The sequence below is a fragment of the Draconibacterium orientale genome, assembly GCF_900111425.1.
In the GTDB taxonomy this organism is placed as follows: Bacteria; Bacteroidota; Bacteroidia; order Bacteroidales; family Prolixibacteraceae; genus Draconibacterium; species Draconibacterium orientale.
Genome location: NZ_FOHT01000031.1, coordinates 1 through 22977, shown reverse-complemented (window position 1 = coordinate 22977; position 22977 = coordinate 1). Strand labels below are relative to the sequence as shown.

The 22977-nt window shown below is 42.4% G+C and carries 22 protein-coding genes; 10 read left to right on the top strand and 12 right to left on the bottom strand.

The window, feature by feature from the left end; translation table 11 throughout:
- Positions 1-10 precede the first annotated feature (10 nt).
- Entirely contained in the window at positions 11-376 is a 366-nt protein-coding gene (locus BMW53_RS15680) for a response regulator transcription factor (RefSeq protein ID WP_038562829.1), read from the bottom strand.
- A 42-nt stretch (positions 377-418) separates the two neighbouring features.
- Between BMW53_RS15680 and BMW53_RS20980 the strand changes: the two genes are divergently transcribed.
- Positions 419-589 carry a hypothetical protein gene (locus BMW53_RS20980; protein WP_157470893.1) on the top strand — a complete coding sequence of 57 codons (171 nt, stop codon included), beginning with the start codon at positions 419-421 and terminating at the stop codon, positions 587-589.
- A 5-nt stretch (positions 590-594) separates the two neighbouring features.
- Here BMW53_RS20980 and BMW53_RS15675 read toward each other — a convergent pair whose 3' ends face one another.
- Together BMW53_RS15675 and BMW53_RS15670 are read right to left on the bottom strand one after the other, a co-directional pair.
- The gene (locus BMW53_RS15675) at positions 595-2928 is read right to left on the bottom strand and encodes a DNA topoisomerase 3 (RefSeq protein WP_038562834.1); all 2334 of its coding nucleotides are present in this window, start codon (positions 2926-2928) and stop codon (positions 595-597) included.
- Positions 2929-3372: 444 nt separating this feature from the next.
- The gene (locus BMW53_RS15670; protein ID WP_038562837.1) at positions 3373-3957 is read right to left on the bottom strand and encodes a thioredoxin family protein; all 585 of its coding nucleotides are present in this window, start codon (positions 3955-3957) and stop codon (positions 3373-3375) included.
- 213 nt (positions 3958-4170) lie between these two features.
- Between BMW53_RS15670 and ligA the strand changes: the two genes are divergently transcribed.
- The 6 genes from ligA to BMW53_RS15640 all read left to right on the top strand — a co-directional run bounded on the left by ligA (position 4171) and on the right by BMW53_RS15640 (position 12148).
- Positions 4171-6177 (top strand): NAD-dependent DNA ligase LigA, encoded by a 2007-nt coding sequence (gene ligA, locus BMW53_RS15665; protein WP_038565616.1) that lies wholly within the window; start codon positions 4171-4173, stop codon positions 6175-6177.
- A 58-nt stretch (positions 6178-6235) separates the two neighbouring features.
- Positions 6236-6811, top strand: coding sequence for a hypothetical protein (locus BMW53_RS15660; RefSeq protein WP_038562841.1), 576 nt, complete (start codon positions 6236-6238; stop codon positions 6809-6811).
- Positions 6812-6822: 11 nt separating this feature from the next.
- On the top strand, positions 6823-7341 hold the full coding sequence (locus tag BMW53_RS15655; RefSeq protein WP_038562844.1) for a DUF6913 domain-containing protein: 519 nt from the start codon (positions 6823-6825) through the stop codon (positions 7339-7341).
- Positions 7338-8219: a 4-hydroxy-tetrahydrodipicolinate synthase gene (dapA, locus tag BMW53_RS15650; RefSeq protein ID WP_038562846.1), complete on the top strand. Its 882-nt coding sequence runs from the start codon at positions 7338-7340 to the stop codon at positions 8217-8219. The genes BMW53_RS15655 and dapA overlap by 4 nt, the downstream gene beginning before the upstream one ends.
- Before the next feature lie 75 nt (positions 8220-8294).
- A complete protein-coding gene (locus BMW53_RS15645; RefSeq protein ID WP_038562849.1) occupies positions 8295-8831 on the top strand; it encodes a hypothetical protein in 537 nt (178 codons plus the stop codon).
- A gap of 62 nt (positions 8832-8893) precedes the next feature.
- A complete protein-coding gene (locus BMW53_RS15640; RefSeq protein ID WP_038562851.1) occupies positions 8894-12148 on the top strand; it encodes a UvrD-helicase domain-containing protein in 3255 nt (1084 codons plus the stop codon).
- An 18-nt stretch (positions 12149-12166) separates the two neighbouring features.
- Here BMW53_RS15640 and BMW53_RS15635 read toward each other — a convergent pair whose 3' ends face one another.
- From BMW53_RS15635 to BMW53_RS15620, 4 genes are all read right to left on the bottom strand, one after another.
- Positions 12167-12685 carry a hypothetical protein gene (locus BMW53_RS15635; protein ID WP_038562854.1) on the bottom strand — a complete coding sequence of 173 codons (519 nt, stop codon included), beginning with the start codon at positions 12683-12685 and terminating at the stop codon, positions 12167-12169.
- A 72-nt stretch (positions 12686-12757) separates the two neighbouring features.
- On the bottom strand, positions 12758-14083 hold the full coding sequence (locus BMW53_RS15630) for an alpha-L-fucosidase (protein WP_038562857.1): 1326 nt from the start codon (positions 14081-14083) through the stop codon (positions 12758-12760).
- A 63-nt stretch (positions 14084-14146) separates the two neighbouring features.
- On the bottom strand, positions 14147-14413 hold the full coding sequence (locus tag BMW53_RS15625; RefSeq protein ID WP_038562860.1) for a cupin domain-containing protein: 267 nt from the start codon (positions 14411-14413) through the stop codon (positions 14147-14149).
- Positions 14414-14491: 78 nt separating this feature from the next.
- Entirely contained in the window at positions 14492-14902 is a 411-nt protein-coding gene (locus BMW53_RS15620; RefSeq protein WP_038562862.1) for a secondary thiamine-phosphate synthase enzyme YjbQ, read from the bottom strand.
- A 186-nt stretch (positions 14903-15088) separates the two neighbouring features.
- Here BMW53_RS15620 and BMW53_RS15615 point away from each other — a divergent pair, with 186 nt between their 5' ends.
- From BMW53_RS15615 to BMW53_RS15605, 3 genes are all read left to right on the top strand, one after another.
- A complete protein-coding gene (locus tag BMW53_RS15615) occupies positions 15089-15457 on the top strand; it encodes a YccF domain-containing protein (protein ID WP_038562865.1) in 369 nt (122 codons plus the stop codon).
- A 165-nt stretch (positions 15458-15622) separates the two neighbouring features.
- The gene (locus tag BMW53_RS15610; RefSeq protein ID WP_038562868.1) at positions 15623-16393 is read left to right on the top strand and encodes a DUF432 domain-containing protein; all 771 of its coding nucleotides are present in this window, start codon (positions 15623-15625) and stop codon (positions 16391-16393) included.
- On the top strand, positions 16393-17229 hold the full coding sequence (locus BMW53_RS15605; RefSeq protein WP_038562870.1) for a mechanosensitive ion channel family protein: 837 nt from the start codon (positions 16393-16395) through the stop codon (positions 17227-17229). The genes BMW53_RS15610 and BMW53_RS15605 overlap by 1 nt, the downstream gene beginning before the upstream one ends.
- 4 nt (positions 17230-17233) lie before the next feature.
- On the opposite strand, the gene BMW53_RS15600 is transcribed toward BMW53_RS15605, so the two are convergent.
- The 5 genes from BMW53_RS15600 to BMW53_RS15575 all read right to left on the bottom strand — a co-directional run bounded on the left by BMW53_RS15600 (position 17234) and on the right by BMW53_RS15575 (position 22849).
- Positions 17234-17800, bottom strand: coding sequence for a Crp/Fnr family transcriptional regulator (locus BMW53_RS15600; protein WP_038562873.1), 567 nt, complete (start codon positions 17798-17800; stop codon positions 17234-17236).
- 99 nt (positions 17801-17899) lie between these two features.
- Complete coding sequence (locus BMW53_RS15595) at positions 17900-19213, bottom strand: aminotransferase class I/II-fold pyridoxal phosphate-dependent enzyme (protein WP_038562876.1); 1314 nt, start codon at positions 19211-19213, stop codon at positions 17900-17902.
- 156 nt (positions 19214-19369) lie between these two features.
- Positions 19370-19894 (bottom strand): flavodoxin, encoded by a 525-nt coding sequence (locus tag BMW53_RS15590; protein WP_038562878.1) that lies wholly within the window; start codon positions 19892-19894, stop codon positions 19370-19372.
- 17 nt (positions 19895-19911) lie between these two features.
- On the bottom strand, positions 19912-20742 hold the full coding sequence (locus tag BMW53_RS15585) for a prephenate dehydratase (protein ID WP_038562881.1): 831 nt from the start codon (positions 20740-20742) through the stop codon (positions 19912-19914).
- A 1156-nt stretch (positions 20743-21898) separates the two neighbouring features.
- The gene (locus tag BMW53_RS15575) at positions 21899-22849 is read right to left on the bottom strand and encodes an NAD(P)H-dependent flavin oxidoreductase (RefSeq protein ID WP_038562884.1); all 951 of its coding nucleotides are present in this window, start codon (positions 22847-22849) and stop codon (positions 21899-21901) included.
- Between the last annotated feature and the right edge of the window lie 128 nt (positions 22850-22977).

Below are 22977 nucleotides of genomic sequence, written 5' to 3'. Positions count from 1 at the left end.
ACGGTTGGTTTTAGCGTTTAAGAATACGGTCGATTCTAATAATCAGTTCTTCCGGATTAAATGGTTTTACAAGGTAATCTTCAGCACCCATTTTAAGGCACTTTATACGATCATTACTACTGTCAAGACTGCTCAAAACAATAATTGGCACGTCTTTAAAATATCCACTCGATCGTACATGTTCGATTAACTCAAATCCGTCGAGATTCGGCATTTGCAAATCTGTTAAAATTAAATCGGGAATGTTTCCTTCCTGCAGCCAACTTAAAGCCTGAAGTCCATCTTCTTTGGTTTCAACTTCGTAATTGGTACTTAGAAACTGTACGATTAGCTTGCTAATCGACGATTTATCGTCGACAACTAAAATCTTTTTCATCGCTTAATGGTTTGTATTGTCCTCTTACACAAATATATGATTATGAAGGTAACAAAACACCCACTCCATGCGTTATTGCCCGATTTTGGGCAAATCACCCAGGCCTACTTCAATTTTGCTGATAAACCTCTAAGAAAAACGGAAGGAATTCTGTACGCTCTTGCCATCAAAAGTCAAAAACGGTATTCAATAAAGCCTAAAACACTTATTTAGATTAATTAGCTGCTAATGATTTCCAGCACCAACTCTTTCGTCAGTTTTCGGCCGGCAGCTTTTTCGCGAATAGCATCGAAGGTGAATTTAAAATCGCAGCCCTCTTTCCAGTTGCTGCAACCGTAAGCGGTTTTTCCTTTTATAATTTTTCCGCCACATTTTGGACATTTTGGCGTTGAGTCGGCAGTATTCTTTTCAGCCGGAGATTTATCCACAAACTCCACATTACAATCCGAAGTGAGCTGCAGAATACCTTCCACTTTTTTATCACCCATTTTAAAACCTTTGAGTTTTGTGGTGGCTCCCTTTTTTAACAAGCGCTCAACCTGTTTGTCGGTGAGCTTTTTCTCCATAAAAACAAATGGCAGCCTGAAATCGCAACCTTCTTTCCAACGGTTACAGCCATAAGCATTTTTACCTTTCAGCACCTTTCCTTCCGAACATTTCGGACAAGTCATTTCACCGTTGCCAGCATCATCCGACTTGTGCCCTTTTCCTTTTGCCTTTTGCCTTTCTCCTTTTGCCTTTTGCCTTTTACCTTTTTCCTTGCTTTCCGCTTCAGGAGCAACCAGTTTTACCGAGCTACGATCGCGTAGCACCTCAACGACCAAATCGTAAACCATACGTTTCATCTCGTAAATAAATTTCGAGGCGCTGTATTCTCCCTGCTCAATGTCACGCAATCGTTTTTCCCACTGTCCGGTTAATTCTGCCGATTTTAATAGTTCATTATGAATGATGTCAATTAGCTGAATTCCCACTTTTGTAGGATGTATCTGCTTTTTCTGCCTTTCAATATATTTACGCCGGAACAAAGTCTCGATAATTGCAGCACGTGTTGACGGACGCCCGATTCCGTTGGCTTTCATCAGGTCGCGCAGTTCGTCGTCGTCCACATTTTTACCGGCCGTTTCCATGGCGCGAAGTAAAGATGCTTCGGTGTAATAACGTGGCGGTTTTGTTTCCTTCTCGGTAAACGACGGCTCGTGCTGACCATGCTCTCCTTTTGTAAAGGCAGGTAAAATACTGTCGCCGTCACCGCTTTTCGAATTCTCATCCTGAAAAACCACGCGCCATCCGGGTTGCAGAATTTGTTTTCCGTTTGCCACAAATTGCACCGTATCAACTTCGGCTTTCACCTGTGTTTTGGCCACTTTACAATCGGGATAAAACGCGGCCAAAAAACGTCGGGCAATGGCATCGTAAACCTTTTTCTCGTTACCGCCCAGCAATTTCTCTTCGCCGGTTGGAATAATCGCATGGTGATCGGTAACTTTTTTGTCGTTAAAAACTTTAGTCGATTTTCGTATTTTCTTTGCCAAAAGCGGCTGCGCCAAGTCACTGTAACTTTTTAGCCCCTTTAAAATTCCGGGTATTTTTGGGTACTGATCGTTGGGCAGAAAAGTGGTATCAACACGCGGATAGGTAACCACTTTCATTTCGTACAGGCGCTGTATGGTTTTCAGGGTTTCATCTGCAGTTAGTCCAAAACGGGTGTTGCAATGCACCTGCAAACTGGTGAGGTCGAAAAGTTTCGGCGCATATTCCTGTCCGTCTTTCTTCTCAACATCGGTAATGTACAAATCCTTACCCAACACCTGGTTCAGCAGTTTTTCGCCGTCTTCTTTTTTGAAAAACTTTCCTTCGGTATTGCTAAAAACCGTTTCGCGATAGGTGGTTTGCAGCTCCCAATACGGTTCGGGTTTAAAATTCTCGATTTCGTAATGGCGCGTTACCAGCATCGCCAATGTTGGGGTTTGCACCCGCCCGATGGACAAAACCTGTTTGTAACCACCATATTTCAGTGTATATAAACGTGTGGCGTTCATTCCCAGCAGCCAGTCGCCAATAGCCCTGGAGCTGCCCGCATAATACAGGTTGTCAAATTTTTCAGCCGGTACGAGTTTCTGAAAACCGGTTTTAATGGCTTCGTTCGTTAGCGACGAAATCCACAATCGCTTCACTTCGCCTTTGTAGCCGGCCTCTTTCATCACCCAGCGCTGAATAAGCTCTCCTTCCTGACCGGCATCGCCACAGTTAATTACCTGTTCGGCTTTATCCAATAAGCTTTTAATGGTATTGAATTGTTTGGTTACGCCACCGTCGCCTGTCATCACTTTTGTTTCAAAACGTTTGGGCAACATGGGCAGTGTATGCAAATCCCAGCGTTTCCACTTCGAGTCGTAATCCTCTGGCGGCCAGAGCGTACAAAAGTGACCAAAGGTCCAGGTTACCTGGTAACCGTTTCCCTCGTAATAACCATCTTTTCGCGAACCTGCCCCAATTACCTGAGCAATTTCTTTGGCAACACTTGGTTTCTCTGCAATACAAACAATCATAAGTGTTGCAAATATACAAGTAATGATGGGGGATGAAAAAGCGAGTTATTAACAAGCTTTTAAGAAAGATTGATTATTAGATTGATGGAGATTGGTTTTGAGATTAATGAAGATGGAGCACTGAGACTTTGAGACAATGAGATTTTCCGGGATTGTAGAATTGATAAATTGTAAAAATTGCAAACAGTGAATGAGACTTTTCCTCTCGGTGAAACTCCGCGTCTTCTCAGTGCAACTCTGTGGCAGAACTTAATTGTTAAATTGCCGAACTGTTAAATTGTAATTTTAAGCAGTCTGCGTCTTCCTTCTCTCTGCGAAACTCCGCGTCTTCTCTGCGCAACTCTGTGGTAAAATCCAATTGTAAAATTGCCAACTGCGACTAAAAACTCGCGGCTAGTCGCTAGTAACTTTTGCCTTTCTACTTTTAACTTTTGCCTTGAAACACTACCAACCCAAATCACACGCATCAGCGGGCATCCAGTGTTTGTGTTTACCTTCCCATTTTACGTTGCACCCAATCGGGTTGGTTACCGGAACTGAAATGGCCTTTCCCCGGGTCAGTTCTTCCAACGCATTCGCCAAATCGTTTACCGTTATTTTTGATGCATCGCGCGGACTGTCAACTCCCCTTCCGGTGTAAACCAATTCGCGGTTTTCATCGAGAACATAAAAATGTGGAGTCCGCAGCGCACCATAGGCCAATGCCACTTCCTGCGATTCGTCGTACAAATACTTCCACGGAAAACGGTGCTCCTTCATGCGTTCCACCATGTGGTCAAAATCATCCTCTTCGTAGGTATTTTTGCTGTTCGAGTTAATTCCAACAAACTCAACACCAAGAGGTTTAAAACGTTCAGCCGTTCTGCGGGTAACTTCGTCGCTGTTTATCACATAGGGGCAGTGGTTACAGGTAAAAAACACCACTAAATATTTCGAATCCTTAAAACTTTCCAATGAATACCTTTTCCCGTCGGTAGCCTGAAGATTAAAATCGATTGCTTTTTTTCCTGGTTCGAGTGTAAATGCCATAATTGTATCTCCTTTTACTACATAAAGAATTTCGAGTGCAAATTGTTTAATCGGTGGGTTGTTTTACCCCCGCCCCCTAAAGAGGAATACGACCAAGTCCCTTTTAGGCGATTTAGAGGTTAATTGAAATTTGGAGTGTAAAAATTTATGCTCGTTTCGTCCAACGAATTATCTTTGAAAAATCATCTTGAAACATTTACAATTAGTGCACGAATGAGCAGCGAACTGGATCTACAACGAATTAAAGAATTGCAGGCCGAACTGGCCGAACATAACTATAAATACTACGTTTTGGCGCAACCATCAATCAGCGATTTTGATTTCGACATGAAATTAAAAGAGCTGGAGCGCCTTGAAAAACAATACGACATTAACGACCCCAACTCGCCAACGCAGCGCGTGGGAAGCGATTTAAGCTCCGACTTTCAGCAGGTAACGCACAAGTACAACATGTTGTCGTTATCGAATGCTTACTCGCAGGAAGAACTAAAGGATTTCGACAACCGCATTCATAAAATTATTGGCACCAACGATTATGAGTACGTGTGCGAGTTGAAATTCGATGGATCATCGATTAGCCTGACCTACGAAAATGGCGAATTAGTGCGCGCTGTCACCCGCGGCGATGGTGTTAAAGGCGACGATGTAACCAACAACGTACGCACCATTCAATCGGTACCTTTAAAATTACGCGGAAACGATTACCCCGAAAGTTTTGAGATTCGTGGCGAAATTTTACTGCCTTTCAACGAGTTTAACAGACTGAATGCAGCCCTGGAAAAAGCAGGCGAACCGTTGCTGGCCAATCCGCGAAATACAGCTGCCGGAACACTAAAAATGAAAAACTCGTCGATTGTAGCCTCCCGAAAACTGGATGCCTACCTGTATTATGTGCTTGGCGAAAATTTGCCGGAAGACGGTCATTACGAAAGCCTGCAAAAAGCACGCGAATGGGGTTTTAAAATTTCGGAGCATACTCAGCTTTGTAAAAATATTGATGAAGTGTTCGCATTTATCGAAAAGTGGGATTCTGAACGTTTTAACCTGCCGGTTGCTACCGATGGCATTGTAATAAAAGTAAACTCGCGCAAGTTGCAAAATAACCTTGGAGTTACAGCCAAGTCGCCACGCTGGGCCATTGCTTATAAATTTAAAGCCGAAAGCGTTGCCACCATTTTAAAATCGGTTTCGTACCAGGTAGGCCGCACAGGAGCCATTACGCCGGTAGCTAATCTCGAACCGGTGCTTATTGCCGGAACCATTGTAAAACGGGCGTCGCTGCACAATGCCGATATTATCAGCAACCTGGATTTACACATAGACGACACGGTTTTTGTGGAAAAAGGTGGCGAAATCATTCCGAAAATCACAGGCGTTGATCCGGCCAAACGCCACCCGATGTTTCAGCGGGTACAGTTTATCGAATCGTGCCCCGAGTGCGGAACAAAACTGATACGAAAAGAAGGTGAAGCCGCTCATTATTGTCCGAACGAAGATGCCTGTCCGCCACAAATAAAAGGTAAAATGGAGCATTTTGTCAGCCGGAAAGCCATGGATATTGATGGCATTGGTCAGGAAACCATTGATTTGCTTTACAACGAAGGTTTGGCAAAAAACATTACGCAACTCTACCAACTACAAAAAGAGCAACTGCTAAACCTTGAACGTATGGCCGATAAATCAGCACAACGCATTCTCGATGGTTTGGAAGCATCAAAACAAGTTCCGTTCGAGCGGGTACTTTTTGCGCTGGGAATTCGTTTTGTTGGCGAAACAGTAGCAAAAACGCTGGTAAAAAAGTTGCATACCATCGAAAATATTCAGCAGCAAACCAAAGAACAGTTGGTTGAAATTGATGAAATTGGCGACCGCATTGCCGAGAGTGTTGTGGAGTGGTTCTCGAACGAGGAACACCTGCAGTTTATTCAACACCTGAAAGAATACGGACTTCAGTTTTCCATCAGCGAAGACCAGCTGGAAGGACAAACCAACAAACTGGAAGGATTAAGCATTGTTATTTCGGGTACATTCGAGCAACATTCGCGCGACGAGCTAAAAAAATTAATTGAGCAAAATGGTGGCAAAAATGTGGGCTCCATCTCGAAAAAAACGAGCTACATGCTCGCCGGAAGCAATGTTGGGCCAAGTAAACTTCAAAAAGTGGAGAAGCTGGGTATTCCAATGATCAGCGAGGAAGATTTCCTGAAAATGATCGAATAGTTTGTAGAAAATAATGACGCAAAAAATTACAGTTGAAGCTAAATAAGTTGTTTATACTATGACAAAAACAATTCTTCTTTTATCAATAACACTCCTTTTATCAGTGGCTTCCAATGCTCAAAATATTATTGAGTGGTCGGCCGACTATCAACTTCAAAAAAGCGATTTTCAGGCAAAAGCGCCCAACAGCGGGCAAATGCAAACCGCCTCGGGAAGTTTTTCGGTGGAGTACGAAACCGGTGGACTGAACCTGGTGCTGAACCGCAACATGAATGAAAATGTATCGTGCAAATTTCAAAAAGACGCTTCTTACATGGATGACGGAACGGAAGAAGCTACAGCACGTTTATTGCGCTATCAGCAACTGATTTTTAATTTGTACGAAATTCAGGCCCGCAACATGCGTGAAAAGTTTTTTGAAGAGCGTAAAACGATGCTAACAAAAGGGCCATCGGAACTGCATCAGCGAGCTTATGCCGAGCATGCCAAACTGCTTTCGCAGGTAGAAAGCGACACGTTTAACGGCACGCTCGATTCGGAAATTGAAAAGTGGATGCAATGGTCGCTGGAAGAACTGGACAAGCTGGGTGATTTTTGTAAAACCTGTAATCCAAAAAAGAAGCAAAGAAAATAAGACACTGCATTATGGGATGGAAAGAAAAATATGCCTACCGAAAACTCCGGAAGATGGTAGCAGCACAGCAACGTACACCGGTAATTCCAGATCTGGCTTTACATTCAAAAGTAGGAGTAATCTGGCAACCATCGGAGAAACCGGCGGCACAATATCTCCGCGATTATTTTAACCACCACGGCGCTATTTTTCGCGATTACTGCCTATTCGACAGCGACTCAAACCCGGCCGCTGAAGCCAATTCATTAACAGTAAACGACCTGAATTGGTGGGGAATTCCGAAACCCGAAAAAGTGAATGACTTTATCGAAATGGAGCTCGATCTGCTGCTATGCCTGGCTGCCGAGAAAAATTACGCCGTCGATTATATCACAGCATTATCGCATGCTAAATTCAAAATTGGAAGTTCTGAAGCCGATAATTCCTACTTCGATCTGAATATTAAGCTTGACCAAAATAAGGATGCAATGTTTTTAGCCGAACAACAAATTTTCTATCTTGCGCAACTAAACAACAGAACAGATTCATGAGTCGATATTTCAAAGGCGCAGGAGTAGCGCTAATTACTCCGTTCACAACAAACGATCAGGTTGATTACAAAGCACTGGAAACCATAATTGAAAACCAGGTAAAAGGTGGCATTGACTATCTTGTTGCCTTGGGTACAACAGCTGAAACAGCTACATTATCCACTGATGAAAAAGCACATGTGGTTGAACTGGTGAAAGAAAAAGCCAATGGTTTGCCGGTTGTTGTTGGAATGGGCGGTAACGACACCCGCACCATGTGCAACCAAATCGACAATTTTAACTTTGAAGGTATCGACGGAATTTTGGTTGTAACACCTTTTTACAACAAACCTTCGCAGGAAGGAATGTATCGCCACTACCTTGAAATTGCCAAAGCCAGTCCGGTGCCAATTATTCTTTACAATGTACCATCGCGCACAGGAATAAACCTGGAGGCAACCACTGTTGGGCGTTTAACGGAAGCATCGGATAAATTTGTGGCCATTAAAGAAGCCTCGGGCCAACATTCGCAAATAACTAAAATTGGCAAATACACGCCGGATGATTTTTCAGTAATTTCGGGCGACGACCTGCTGGCAATCACCATTGCTGCTATTGGCGGACAAGGGGTTATTTCGGTGGCAGCAAATGCTTACCCCGAGAAAATCAGTAAAATGATGCATCTGACACTGGCCAATGATTTTGCAGGGGCACGAAAAATACATTTCGAATTAATTGAAATGTTCCAGCTTCTGTTTCGCGAAGGTAATCCGGGCGGTATTAAAGCGCTTATGAATATTCAGGGAACCATTGAAAATATCCTTCGTTTACCGTTGTATAAAATCAACGACGAACTTTACAACGAGATAAAACAGCGCCACGAACTGATAATGCGTTAACAGTTTTTAAGCTCATTTTTTTTAAATGCCCTCGTAATAAATGATACTTTTGTATAGCATTATATAATAAAAGCTATGCGATCAGTTTTAATTACAATCCTACTGTTTTTGGGTTTGCAGGCATTTGCCCAGCAAGGTTTGCAAATGGATTTTGGCGAAGTGGATTCGAGCGAAGTCTTTCAGCACCGCCAAATCGAATATTACAACCTGATTAACGGAGGTATGGGCGCCAATTACCTGATGGATGATTTGCAGCTTCCGGCATTTAATATGAACCAGTTTTACCAAAGCCGCTACACCCTGGCACTGGCCGCTTTCCCTCAATTTAATTATACCAGTTTGTCATTTCACGGATCTGATATTGTTTCGCCTTATTATTACAATGCTGAACTGCTAAGTTCATCTGCATTCGAACTGGGCGACAAATTTATAATTGGCGGTTACAGTTACGGGGCTAATCTCATTAATTCGGCACCGCTTCCCAATCAGAATTCCAACTATTTTGATGCCTACGGCTCTACCCTATTTATGCAATACAAGGTTTCAAAGAAATTTAAGATCGAAACCAGCATCAGCATTCAGCAAAACCGAATGGGACCACCGGGATTTTAGTCTTGCTTCCTCCACGCAAAATCTTATCTTTAAAAACTGAACTTTAAACTCAGATCACATTCATGCTTACCGTTTACAAAGCTTCTGCCGGATCAGGGAAAACCTTTCAACTGGTTGTTGAATACCTGAAAATCATCCTGAGCAATCCTTACAATTACAAACATATTCTGGCGGTTACTTTTACCAATAAGGCCACCAACGAAATGAAAAGCAGGATTCTCGATCAACTGCATTTGCTGGCCATTGAGAAAGACTCGCCCTACATTGAGCCTCTGCAAAAAGACAATAATTACACCGAGCAATTTATTCGGCAACGCGCCAAAGAAGTGCTTAAAAATATTCTGCACGACTACAATCGTTTTTCCATAAATACGATCGATTCGTTTACGCAGAAAGTAATTAAATCCTTTAACCGCGAGCTGGGTATTTCGCCAAATTTCACGGTAGAACTCGACAACGACCTTCTTTTACAGGAAGCTTCCGACCGGTTGCTAACCCGCATAAATGACGATAAAAACCTATTGAAATGGTTGCGCGAATTCAGTAGAGAAAAAATTGAAGCCAACCGCAGCCAGCGCATCGACGACGATATAAAAAACCTGGGAAGAGAGTTGTTTAAAGAATCGTTCCAGGTGTTTTTTCCCGATGAAGGCGAATCGGTTTATAACCGCGAAAACCTGAATGAATTTGGTAAAGAGTTGCGCCAGATAAAAAGACATTTTGAAAGCACGCTAAAGTCAAAAGGTGAAAATACAGTGGCTGCCATGGAAGCACTAAATCTTGGACCGGCAGATTTTTCAGGCGGTGCAAGCAGAAGTATCGGCAGCTTTTTTGTTAAGCTCGCCAATGGCCTTCTTCCCAACTTCACACAAACAGTGCGCAATTGTGCTGAAGATATTGAAAAATGGAGTTCGAAAAGCAGCAAACGTCGCGATGAAATTCTGTCAGCTGCCGAAACCCGTCTGCAGCCAATGTTAATTGATATTGTACAATATTACGATACAAACTGGACACGATACAACACCGCTCTTGCCGCTCTCAGTCAGCTTCGCATGCTCGGAATTTTAACCGATCTAAAAGTAGAAATTCAAAAAATTCAACAGGAAAAAGGCGCCTTGCAACTTTCCGACTCCAACCTTTTGCTGAGCAAAATTATCGGGCAAAGCGATTCGCCTTTTGTGTACGAAAAAATCGGTAATTACTACAAATATTTTATGCTCGATGAGTTTCAGGACACCTCGGGTTTGCAATGGAAAAACTTCCGTCCGCTGCTTGAAAACTCGCTGGCCGAAGGAAATGCCAACCTTATTGTGGGCGATGTAAAACAGTCGATTTACCGCTGGCGCAACAGCGACTGGAGCATTTTGGCCGAGCAGCTGGATGCTCAGTTTTCGCCGGAACAAAAACAGGACTTTACTCTTGAAAAAAACTGGCGAAGCGATAAAAATATCATCGCTTTTAACAACGCTATTTTTGGTGAGCTAAAAACAGCTTTTGCAGATTACCTGATCGGTTCGCTTGAAAACCGGGAGGCCTACATTCAAAAGTTCGATCATATATACTCGTCGTACCAACAGGAAGCCGGCAAAACAAATGATGAAGCAACAGGTTTCACACAAATCAATTTTCTGCCGGAAGATGACTTTCAGGAAACAGCTACCGAACAATTGGTTGAGCAGTTAAAATACTTGCAGGATCAGGGAATTAAAGCCCGTGACATTGCCATTTTAATTCGCAAGAACAAAGAAGGCGGCCCCATTATCGAAGCCTTTTTAGCGGCTGCCAAGCTCCCGGAGAATAAAAAGTATAACCTTTCGGTACTGTCAAACGAATCGTTGTTTTTACATGCCTCGAAAGCCGTTTTGGTTGTGATAAGTACCATCGAATTGTTGATCGATCCGGAAAATAAAATTACACAAGCCACCCTGCTGCACCTGTGGCAGAGCTGGCTAAAATCCGGCTTAAAAAGCATGGGCATACCGGTTCATTCAAACAACGGACAAAGTTTGCTTGATTTTAACGATTATAGCAATTGGCACCTTCAACCCGGTTTTGACGAAGAATTTAAGGCTGAATTAGCCGGCAAACTGGATCAGGTAAAACGTAAGGTTTTACTGACTTCATTGGATGAAACCATCACACATATTTGTTCACTTTTTGGCTTGTTTAATTTCGAGTCGGAATTGCCGTTTCTGCAAACTCTGATCGATAAAGCCGGCGAGTTAAAAATATCCTTATCCAACGATTTGTCGAACCTGCTGTACTGGTGGAATGAAAAAGGAAGCAACACATCGGTAAATGTAAACGAAGAAGTAAGTTCCATTCGCCTGATGACCGTGCACAAATCAAAAGGGCTGGAGTTTAAAGCTGTGTTGCTCCCCTATCTCGACTGGAAAACCAGCTGGAGCGGAAACACGGCACCGCTGCTTTGGTGCAAGCCACAATCTGAGCCGTTCAATAAATTTCCGTTACTACCCATTCAGGCCGGTAAACACATGGAAACATCGGAATTTGCGCCCATGTATTTCGAGGAAAAAATGAATTATTACATTGATTCGCTGAACCTGGTTTATGTAGCCTTTACACGTGCCGCGTCGGTACTTATCGCCAACTGCCCTATGCCAAAAGAGAGCAAAAATAATTCAGGCTCGGGCAAACCCATTCATTATTTATTGCACAAAGCATTGGCAAACCAGAGCAAGCAGGAGGAATTTGCCGATTGTTTTAACGAAGAACAGGATCGTTTTGAATTTGGCAGAATCGACCTGCAGCCAAAAGATGACAACGATCAGAAAGCCATTCTGATCAAACATTACAACTTTAACGACATTTCGGATAAGATAAGTTTACGATTGAATGGCGAGGATTTTTTAATGGAAAACGAACAACAGCACTCGGTAAAAAATACCGGGAAAATCATTCACGATATACTATCTGAAATTGTATTGGCCGACGATGCCAATGCGGCTTGTTTACAAGCGCTGCACGATGGCAAAGTATCAAAAGAAGAGTTTGATGAAATTCAAACAAGCATACAAAACAACCTTCAGTTACCGGAAGTTAAAAAGTGGTTTGATGGTAGCTATGAAGTGCTTAACGAACGCGATCTGCTAACTTCGGACAAATTGCTGCGCCCCGACCGGATAATGTTCTCGGGCGACGAAGCAATTGTTGTGGATTACAAAACCGGCGAACGACAAGACAAATACCTGTATCAGGTAAAAGAATATGCCAAAGTTTTACAGAGCACCGGTTTTTCAAAAGTAAATGGCTATTTATGGTATTTGCTCACCGGTGAATTGGAAAAAGTATGTTAGCCTATTCTTTTACAGTTATTAATCCACAGGCATATAAATCATTATTTCGTCCGTATCCTCGTAATCACCATCTTCGTTCCAGTCTGCCCGAATTTCAAGGTTGCCATTATTCATTGTGTATAATACGGTTTCCCAACTTAACGTTAAAGACCTATCAATGTGAGGTTCGGTGGGTACGGTTTCCGAAATCAGCTCAAGCACTTCTTTTTCAATCGGGTCGTAATTGTACGTTTTCATACTGGTTACTTCAAATTGAAGTTTGTTTCCGGTTTTTATCACTTCTCCTTCCCAAACATTATAAATATATTCGTTAGATGCAGAATAATAATCCAGAAAGCTTTCCGAGTAGGTCGAATTGTTCAACTCTATTTCGTATCGCAGACTTGAATAACCTGTGTTCGTCGGAATATTGAAATAAATTTCCCAGATTCCGTTATAGTCAGCTTGCTCCTCATTATGGTTCTTCTGGCACGCCGAAAGAAGCAAGGTAAACACGAAAGCTAAAATTACATTACTTAACTGTTCTTGGGTTTTCATAAACTAAAGTTTAAAACTGTTTAAATATATAAATTTTCGGTTGCTTCCAACTTCTTCAATAATCATTCAACACTAATTACTCTCAATCACTTGTCCCTGCTCGCGGTAAAGATCAACTTTTCCGTCCAACAGAACTGCAATTACTGTAACCTGTTCGTCCAATACCTTTTCCGGAACATCAATATAAACAATACCCGGAACAGCGCTCCAGTATTGCTTCATTTTTACATCCCAGTTTAACTTGGTACCGTTACCGACCACCCACATCCGGTTAATCTTATTTTTAATTCCCTTCAGCACCAGCGAACCATTTGGTTTGTGTGGCACAAATAAATAAAGAATATCCCCGGTTTTGTTCAGTGCAGTGGGGCCGTAATAATGTTCGTATGGAATTCCGGCCTGTGTTCCGTAAATGGCTTCAGCATGTTTGTTGGTCCAGCGGCCCAGTTCTTTTAAAATTTCAACCTGTTCGTCAGAAATTGAGCCATCTGCTTTCGGGCCAATATCCAGCAGTAAATTTCCTCCTTTGTTGATACAATCAACCAGAATGCGAATTACCTGGTTAGGCGTTTTATAATTGTGGTCGTTATGCTGATATCCCCAGCTATCGTTCATGGTCATACACAACTCCCAATACGGAGCATCAGGCTGTGTTACCGGCAGTCCCTGCTCGGGTGTGGCATAATCGCCATAGCCCTGAATGCGGCTGTTTAGAATCACGTCTTTATTCCATTTCCGTAGCGACTCGCTCAACTCTTTTGCTTTCCATTTTTCTGCCGATTGCTCCCAGTCGCCGTCAAACCAATACAAATCGGGTTTAAATTGTTTCGACAACTCTTCCAACTGGCACAAGTTAAAATCGACAAAATTGGCCCAGCGAAGCGAGTCATTTTCGTAACGTTTTATTTTACGGGTTTTATTCGGATAATCAGGATGCGACCAGTCGAGCAACGAGTAGTACAATCCAACTTTTAAATCGTTTTTACGAAGTTCTTTTACAAAAGGCGCCACCAAATCTTTACCGGCCGGTGTTTTGTCAACCACATTTAAATCGTTGCATTTGGTATCCCAAAGTGCCACTCCATCGTGGTGCTTCGAAGTTAGAACAGCGTATTTGGCACCACTACCGGCAATCAATTCCGCCCACTCTTCCGGATTATATTTTTCGGCAGTAAATCCGGCCAGTTGATTCATGTAATCGTCATACGAAATGTAGTCGTTAAAAAACGACCAGCTTTCATCAATGCCGTTTACCGAATAAATGCCCCAGTGAATAAAAATGCCCAGTTTGGCATCGCCAAACCACTGCATCCGTTTCTGAGTTTCTTTACCGATTTCCTGAGCGTTTGCACCAAGTGACATAACGATTGCCACTACCAAAAATAAAATTTTTCGCATGAGATCTAATTCAATAGTTAGTTCTAATACAAACTTTATAAAATATTTTAAAAACAGAAATGATTATTCGCAGGAATAGTGCATCTCAATTTCGTCCTCAACGTCCCAAACGCACTCAAGACCTTTCGGAAAGGTGACAAAATCACCTGCCCGCACTGTTGTTGCCTCAAACTCGGTTGTTATTACCGCTTCTCCCTCCAGAATATAACACAACTCCGTTTCCTCGTAATACCAGTCCATTTTTTCCTCCCCGAGTTTACGAACCGGCCATTCAAAAACTCCCTCTTCCTGTAATTCTTCTTCAGAATAGTTATCAACAGAAATTTTCATATATCATAAAATTAATTCTAAAGTAAAATTATAATAAAAGTGGAAATAAAACACCATCAATTGTAATGGAAAATGCTGTCAACTATAAACGGTCAGCACGACACGTCTTGATCCGCCGTAATCGCGAAATTCGCAAAAATATATGCCCTGCCAGGTGCCTAAATTTAAGCGATGGCGGGTAATTGGTATGGTTACTTCCGCACCAATAACCGACGATTTCAGGTGCCCAGGCATATCATCTGCTCCCTCGTAAGTATGCACATAAACCGGATCGTTCTCCGGAATCATTTTATTGATAAAATTCTCAAAGTCAGTGCGCACAGTGGGGTCGGCATTTTCGTTCAAAGTAATTCCGGCCGATGTATGTTTAACCAAAATATGCAGCAATCCTTTCTCTGGCAAATCCGGTAATTGCTCTTCAATTAAACGGGTAATTAAATGGTATCCGCGCCGAAATGCGGGAAGCGTTATTTCTTTCTGCTCAATCATAATTTTGCATTCTGTTCAAAAGCTTAAAATTAAAAAGTATTTGTTTACCGCAGAAACAATACTGCCTTTTCAATGCTGAATAGTTAACGCTCGTCTGTAATTATCGGCGTTTTACCTTTTCTGGCGACAGAAAAACCGATGAAATAAGTAATTTCGTTATGTTTTTAACACAAATACAAGAAACGAATGAAAATCTTAGGAAACTTAATTTGGTTACTATTCGGCGGTTTCGCCATTTTTTTGGAGTACATGTTGGCAGGCATCGCACTTTGTATAACAATTGTGGGAATCCCTTTTGGTATTCAATCCTTTAAATTGGGCATACTCGCACTCTGGCCTTTCGGGCAAAAAATTGAATACATGAATTATGCTCCCGGCTGTCTTTCAACCATCATGAATATTCTCTGGTTATTCATCGGCGGAATCTGGATCATGCTAACCCACGTACTTTTTGGTCTTCTACTGGGTATCACAATTATCGGTATTCCGTGGGCAAAACAACACTTTAAAATGGCATCGTTGGCGCTTACACCTTTTGGCCGAAGAATTGTATAATCCAGATTATTCCGATTAATACGTTTGGCATTCTCCAACAAAAATCAAACTTACCAGTTATATTAAAATAAGCGCTGTAGAAATCAATCCGGTATTGCCGGATTTTTTTCAACACATGACTTTTCGGACTAAAAAATTGGTAATTTTAGTTATCAAAATCTGACTATGGGAAAATTATCTATATACGGTAAAAAGCAACTGAATCCGGGCGAAAGTGCCTTAATCGACTACAGCAGTTTTACGCTGGGGATTAAGCGCAACGAAGAAGGCTGGTACCTAAAATCGTTTGACGGAGTAAACGCCGGACAGGAGATTAATATCGACGAAATTGTTAACGGAACTTATTACCACTCCGGGAAATCGAACAAACTGATACTGACTCCTGCACTGCCAGTAAAACCAATGGTTTTTAAAAGCAGCCGAATAATCATTTCACCCCGGCAACGTTTAACTTTTTTTGTAAAGATCCCTCTTGTTCTTCAGGTGTACGCCAGTAAAAAACAAGATGAAAACCTGCTGACAGAATTTCCCTTGCACCAAATTTCGAACACCTGGTTTGGAGAAACAGTAAATGGCGAACCAGCATTTGCGCTGGAATCAGATCACTACCTCGATTTAAAAACAATTGAAGCAGATGAGCGATTTGCCATTTGCCCCATAAGCATTTTCAACAACGACAATGCAGCTCTCGAGATCGAACGGCTTATTATTCGTGTAGATCAAATGCACTTGGTAAAGTTTAACGATCACCTTATTACCAGCCAGGTAAAACTCGAATACCGGGGAAAAGATTACCTGAGCTCAGTAAGTTATGGTTTCTCGAAAATTTTGCATGGCGAAAACCAGGAAATAGTTGCCAAACCACGAAACCCCGAAGGCAAAAGCATGCTAAAAATTAACTTTCATTTTATTAAAAACATTTATCGCTCAGAATAATGGAATTTGACTTCTCGAAATATTTTAATGCTGAAAATCTGGAAAGATTGATGTGGGCACTGATCATTTTGGTGGTTGGTATTGCTGTTATTTACCTGGTGGCATTTATGGTAAAAAGGCTGCTGCCAAAATCCCTGTCGCAGCAACGAAAAATGATTATCCAACGCCTGGTGTACTACTCCGGTTTTCTGTTGCTGGCATTTATTGTTATTGCCCAGCTAAAGATTAACCTGGCCCCGTTTTTTGGTGCTGCAGGTGTTATCGGACTGGTTATAGGTGTAGCCTCGCAAACCAGTATTGGTAACATTGTTAGCGGATTTTTCCTGGTTGGCGAAAAGTCGTTCGAGATTGGCGATGTGATTAAAGTTGGCGATAAAGCAGGAGTTGTTTTTAGCATCGATCTGTTGTCGATTAAAATACGAACTTTTGATAACCAGCTTTTGCGAATTCCAAATCAGACCATTATTTCTACCGAGCTGATAAATGTTACGCGCTTCCCTATCCGACGCCTCGATATTATTGTTAGCGTGGCCTATAAAGAAGACCTGGCAAGAGTAAAAACCGTGCTGGAAGAAGTGGTAAAAGCCAATCCGCTAAGTTTAGACGAGCCTGAACCACTGATTACGTTTAAAGCGTTTGGTGCCAGTGGCATCGATATTTTGGTGGGAATATGGTTCGAGAAGCAAAACTACCTGAAGGTAAAAAACTCTGTTTTCCAGGAAATAAAAGCCCGTTTTGATGCAGAAGGAATCGAAATTCCGTTCCCACACCTTACCTTGTACACGGGCGAAGCCACAAAGCCTTTTCCGGTTATAAATACAACAGCAGGCAAATAAAGATCTACAATTTATACAGAATCCGGGTTAATATGTTTCGGTGAATTCCAAGATACGATGCAATGTGCTGGCGCTGTAATTTCTGTGCCAACTCAGGGTATTCTACAAAAAATTTGCGAATGCGTTGTTCAGCATTCAGCGACTGGAAAGAGTGTATCCGATCCATCGCCTGGATGTAACTTTCTTCGGCAAGAATACGCACCGTACGTTCAAACTTATGGTTCTCATCGAGCAAAGCTTTAAACTCGTCCTTTTCGATAAAAATCAGGCGCGAATCTTCGTAGGCACGAATGGCCTCGGACGAATCTTTGCCCAGCACAAAACCACGATGATTACTTACAATAAAGTTGTTGGGAGGAAAGAAAAAGCGTGAAACCCACTCGGTACCACTGTCGGACAGATAGGAAGCAAAAAGCAAACCATCGAGCAGAATGCCCAGTTTTTTATTCTTTTCGCCGTAGTCAATAAATAATTCGCCCTTTTTTAGCACCACCGGCTCGTTCTTCAAATCGAAAGTATCAATCAGGCTCAGGGTATGCTCAAATCGCGATATTATCTTTTGTCTATCCATTTCGCTCTAATCTTCATCCGTCATTTCGAAGAGAAACGGAGAGAAATCTATTTCAAAACAGATTTCTCTCTCGCTTCCCGCGTTCCGAATGACAAAAGTTTATTTTGAAAAATTCTCGTTAAACAATTTCAGGCGCTCTTCCAGATCGCCAAACTGATGGGGCAACACAAACGAAACACAAGCGCGAATACCTTCTTCGTCGCTACCGGTATTATCGAGTGCAATGGCACTAATTCCGTAGAAAAGTAAATTGGCAACCAGCTCGTTTCCTGTCATCCCCGGATAACCGATTGTGAAATAAAAACCGTCGGCAATGGGTACGCCCAAATCGTTTTCGTAAACCACCTTGAAACCATTTTCAAGGAACAGGCGTTTCATCTCTTTGGCACGTTCGCCATAGGCTTTTACGCCATCCACAAAATTGAACTCGCCATCGTTGGCCGCTTTAAACATGGCCGCCAGTGCCCACTGTGCCGAATGGCTGGTACCCGACGAAAGCGAATACAACAAACGCAGGGTAATGGTTGCGCCAAAGGTTGTTCCTTTAAAACGCTCCTGCAGGTCGGGATAATCGCGGCTAAACAATTTATCGGAAATGGCCATTATGCCAATGCGCTGACCGGCATAAGAAAATATTTTCGAACTGCTTATAAACAGCACATAATTATCGGTGTAATGAGCTACCGACGGCGGATATGGCGCTTCTCCCGGCTTCGAGAAATCGGTGCGGAAATCCATACCGAAATAAGCCAGGTCTTCCATTACAATCACATCGTATTTGTTGGCCAGCTCGCCAATAATCTGTAATTCCTCATCGTTAAAGCAAATCCAGGCCGGGTTGTTTGGATTGGAATATACAATGGAATTAATGTTTCCTTTTGCAAGAAACGATTCCAGTTTTTCCTTCAACTTTTCGCCGCGGTAATTAAATACATCAAAAGTTTCGTATTTCTGGCCCAGCACCATCATTTGTTGTTTCTGCACCGGAAATCCGGGATCGATAAACAAAACGGTATCTTTCTTTTTATCGCAGTTTCCGGCCGCCATAAACGCAGCGTAAGTTCCCTGCATCGATCCGGTAGTTGGAATACAGCCTGCGGGTGCCACATCTACATTCAAAAAGTTTTTAATGAATTTCGACGATTCTTCCTTCAGTGGTTTTATTCCGTCAACCATTGGATAAATGGCCGATACACCACGATCGAGTGCCTCTTTTTCGGCTTCAACACCAACTTTTGCCGGTGGCAAACCGGGCACACCCATTTCCATGCGCACGTATTTAAAATCGCTGGCTTCTTCCACCAGGTTTACCAGGGCAACAATTTCGCGAATGGATGCTTTGCCAATATTGGGGATGCGCAATTGCGCTATCTTTTCTTCAACAAGTTTTTTGTTGAGAGGTGAATTGTTCATACTTTAAATTTCAAGGTTTCGAGTTCAGCGTTCAGCCTTTACCACAGAGCGCCGCAGAGAAATCACAGAGTTGCACAAAGCGAAAAGTCACAATCGCAGTTTTCAGGCTCAATGTCTCATCAACTCACAGTCCGCCAGTCTCTGTAATCAAGGTCTTTAGAATCCGAAATCAGGTTTAATTTGTTCCACCCAGGCAGTTACACGTTCGTCGGTCATCTCCGGCTCAAAATCTTCGTCGAGCGGTAGCCCGATAAATTTTCCGTCAACCACAGCGTCCGATTCTTCAAACTCATAACCTTCGGTATCAACCGGACCAACTAGAACGGCATCGTTTTTCATCAGCTCTTTTCCCAGTAACCCGATATGGTCAACAAAAGCATGTGCATAGGTAACATGATCGCCCAATCCAAAAACAGCTACTGTTTTATTGCTGTAGTCCACCTTTGAAATTTCTGGCAAGAATTTTCCCCAGTCGTTGCTTGAGAAACTCGAATCCCAGGTATCTTTTCCAACCGTTGAAAGACCAAAAATTATCTTATCGTATTTCTCCAGGTCGGCAGCCGAAGCATTTTTAACGGCTACCATCTCCACTTTATCTTCGCCAATTAGTTCTTTTATTTTGTCTGCCACGCGGTTTACTGATCCACCTTCGGGACCGTAAAAAATTGCTATTTTACTCATATCGTATTGTTTTAGTTTTATTCATTATGCAGGTTTCCTTTTTGATATTCGCCTAAAATCGACAGGCTCGATGCACATTTCAGTACCTGGTGAATAGCGCGATCGTAGTTATCAGGTTTTTCCCATTCGATGTCAACATGGAACATGTATTCATTGGGCTTACCAATTTTTGGTACCGACTGAATTTTGGTGAGGTTGATTTCATTTTTGGCAAAGGTATTTAACACCGCTGCCAGGGATCCGTAAAAGTGCCCCACTTCAAAACACACCGATGCTTTGTTGCTTCCTTCGGTTGGGTTACCATGTTTCGACAGAACCCAAAAGCGGGTGTAGTTCTTCTTGTTGGTTTCAATTCCGGTATCCAGCACATTCAAACCATACAATTCGGCCGACCGCAGATTGGCTATCGACGCGGCATCTTTTAGGTTTTTATCCGATACTAATTTTGATGACGCTGCCGTATCGAGTTTTTCGTGTAACTGCGCATTCGGATAATTGTGTTCGATGTACTCCATACACTGCCGCAAAGCAATGGGATGCGAGTGAATATCTTTAATATCTTCCGGTTTCACACCATCATTCACCAGCAAATTCATTTGAATATGAATGTAGATTTCGCCAATAATACGCAAATGATAATCGCGAATCAACTGGTAATTGTTTAACAAACTACCGGCAATGGAATTTTCAATGGCCATAACCGCATAATCCACCTCGTCATTGTCAATCTTATCGCATACGGTAGTAAATGTCTTACATTCAACCACCTCAATATCTTCATCAAAATATCGTCGGGCCGCATCCTCGTGAAAAGAGCCGGCTATTCCTTGAATTGCTATCCGTTTCATTTTTATTAAAAGTGCTTATATTTTATGGAACAAGATGTAACTCGCCAATTTTCCGGACTCGTTTCACCCATTACTTTTAAGCAGACCAAATATACGAATTATGCGCTAAGTGAAAGTTTTTAGGGGTAGAATGCTTCAAAATTTAAAAAACAACCGTCATTATTCACGAAATTAATTTTTCAATACTTTATGGATTGAAGATTCGGTAAAAAGTCGCAGTTCTTCAGTTCTCAGTTTGCAATTTTACAATTTATCAGTTTTGCAATTCTTTTTACCACAGAGTTGCACTGAGAAGTCACGGAGTTGCACAGAGAGGGAAAGTAGCAGTCGCAGTTCTCTGTCGCAGTTTGCAATTTATCAGTTTTGCAATTATTTCTACCACAGAGTTGCACTGAGAAGTCACGGAGTTGCACAGAGAGGAAAAGTAGCAGTCGCAGTTCTCTGTCGCAGTTGCTGTTTGCTATTTTACAACTTTGCAATCTCCTTCAATCTTATATCAATCTTTTCTTACCACAAAGCAGGCACAAAGTTCCACAAAGAGAAAGAAAAAACGTCATCGAGAAGAACAGTTTGCAATTTATCAGTTTTGCAATTATTTCTACCACAGAGTTGCACTGAGAAGTCACGGAGTTGCACAGAGAGGAAAAGTAGCAGTCGCAGTTCTCTGTCGCAGTTATCAGTCGCAGTTGCTGTTTGCTATTTTACAACTTTGCAATCTGCTTCAATCTTATATCAATCTCTATCAATCTTTTCTTACCACAAAGCAGGCACAGAGTTGCACAGAGAGAAAGAAAAAACGTCATCGAGAAGAACAGTTTGCAATTTATCAGTTTTGCAATTATTTCTACCACAGAGTTGCACTGAGAAGTCACGGAGTTGCACAGAGAGGAAAAGTAGCAGTCGCAGTTCTCTGTCGCAGTTATCAGTCGCAGTTGCTGTTTGCTATTTTACAACTTTGCAATCTGCTTCAATCTTATATCAATCTCTATCAATCTTTTCTTACCACAAAGCAGGCACAGAGTTGCACAGAGAGAAAGAAAAAACGTCATCGAGAAGAACAGTTTGCAATTTAACAGTTTTACAATCTCCTTCAGTCTCACCCTCTCAGTGCTTACCGTCTCAGCGCCCACGGGCTCATCCTCCCAATGCTCTCCGGCTAAAACGCAAAGCGCCCCTGCCCTGCAGCTTTTTGAGCAGCTTCGTATGCATTAATAATATCATTCATTATTTCGGCAACAGGCTTAATCTGATTTAGCTGTACCGAAACCTGGCCAATTTCCAGTTCGCCTTCGTCGAGATCGCCTTCGAACATTCCCTTTTTGGCGCGGCCACGACCAAGTAATTCGGCCATTGCTTCAGGTGATTGCCCGGCTTTTTCGGCTTCGTCAACCTGATTAAAAAAGCTGTTCTTTACCAACCGCGTTGGAGCCAGTTTTTTTAGCGCCAGTTTTGTACCGCCTTCGCCTAACTCGGTAACCAATTGTTTAAACGCAGGGTGCGCCGACGATTCTTCGGCCACAGCAAATGCCGATCCTATCTGCACCCCATCAGCACCTAAAACCATTGCGGCCAGCATGGCCTCTCCCGATCCTATTCCTCCGGCAGCCAGCAAGGGTAAGTTGGTGGCTTTTCGTACCGATGGAATCAAAGTCATCGTTGTGGTTTCTTCGCGTCCGTTGTGGCCACCGGCTTCAAAACCTTCGGCAACAATCGCATCAACACCGGCGGCCTCGCATTTGCCGGCAAAAAAAGAGCTCGACACCACATGTGCCACAGTAATCCCTTTGTCTTTTAACCAGCCGGTCCATTTTTTAGGACTACCGGCCGAGGTAAAAACCACCGGCACTTCGTGTGCGGCAATAATATTCATAATCCGCTCAGTTTCGGGGTACAGTAAAGGCACGTTCACCCCAAATGGCTTATCGGTGGCAGCTTTTGTTTTCACAATGTGCTCCTCCAAAGTTCCGGGGTGCATCGATCCGGCACCAAGCAGCCCCAGTCCACCACTGTTACTAACTGCCGAAGCCAGTTTCCATCCCGAACACCAAACCATTCCCCCTTGAATGACGGGGTATTTTATATTGAATAAATTACAAATACGATTCATAGTTCTTTCTTCAAAATATTAGAAATTGTGATTATGAAGTTGTTTAAAGTTTACGTAGTAAAATCACGGTAAATGCAAGTAAATTCAGTGCTTTCCAATGTGTCGCATTTGTTTCAAATCGTACTAAT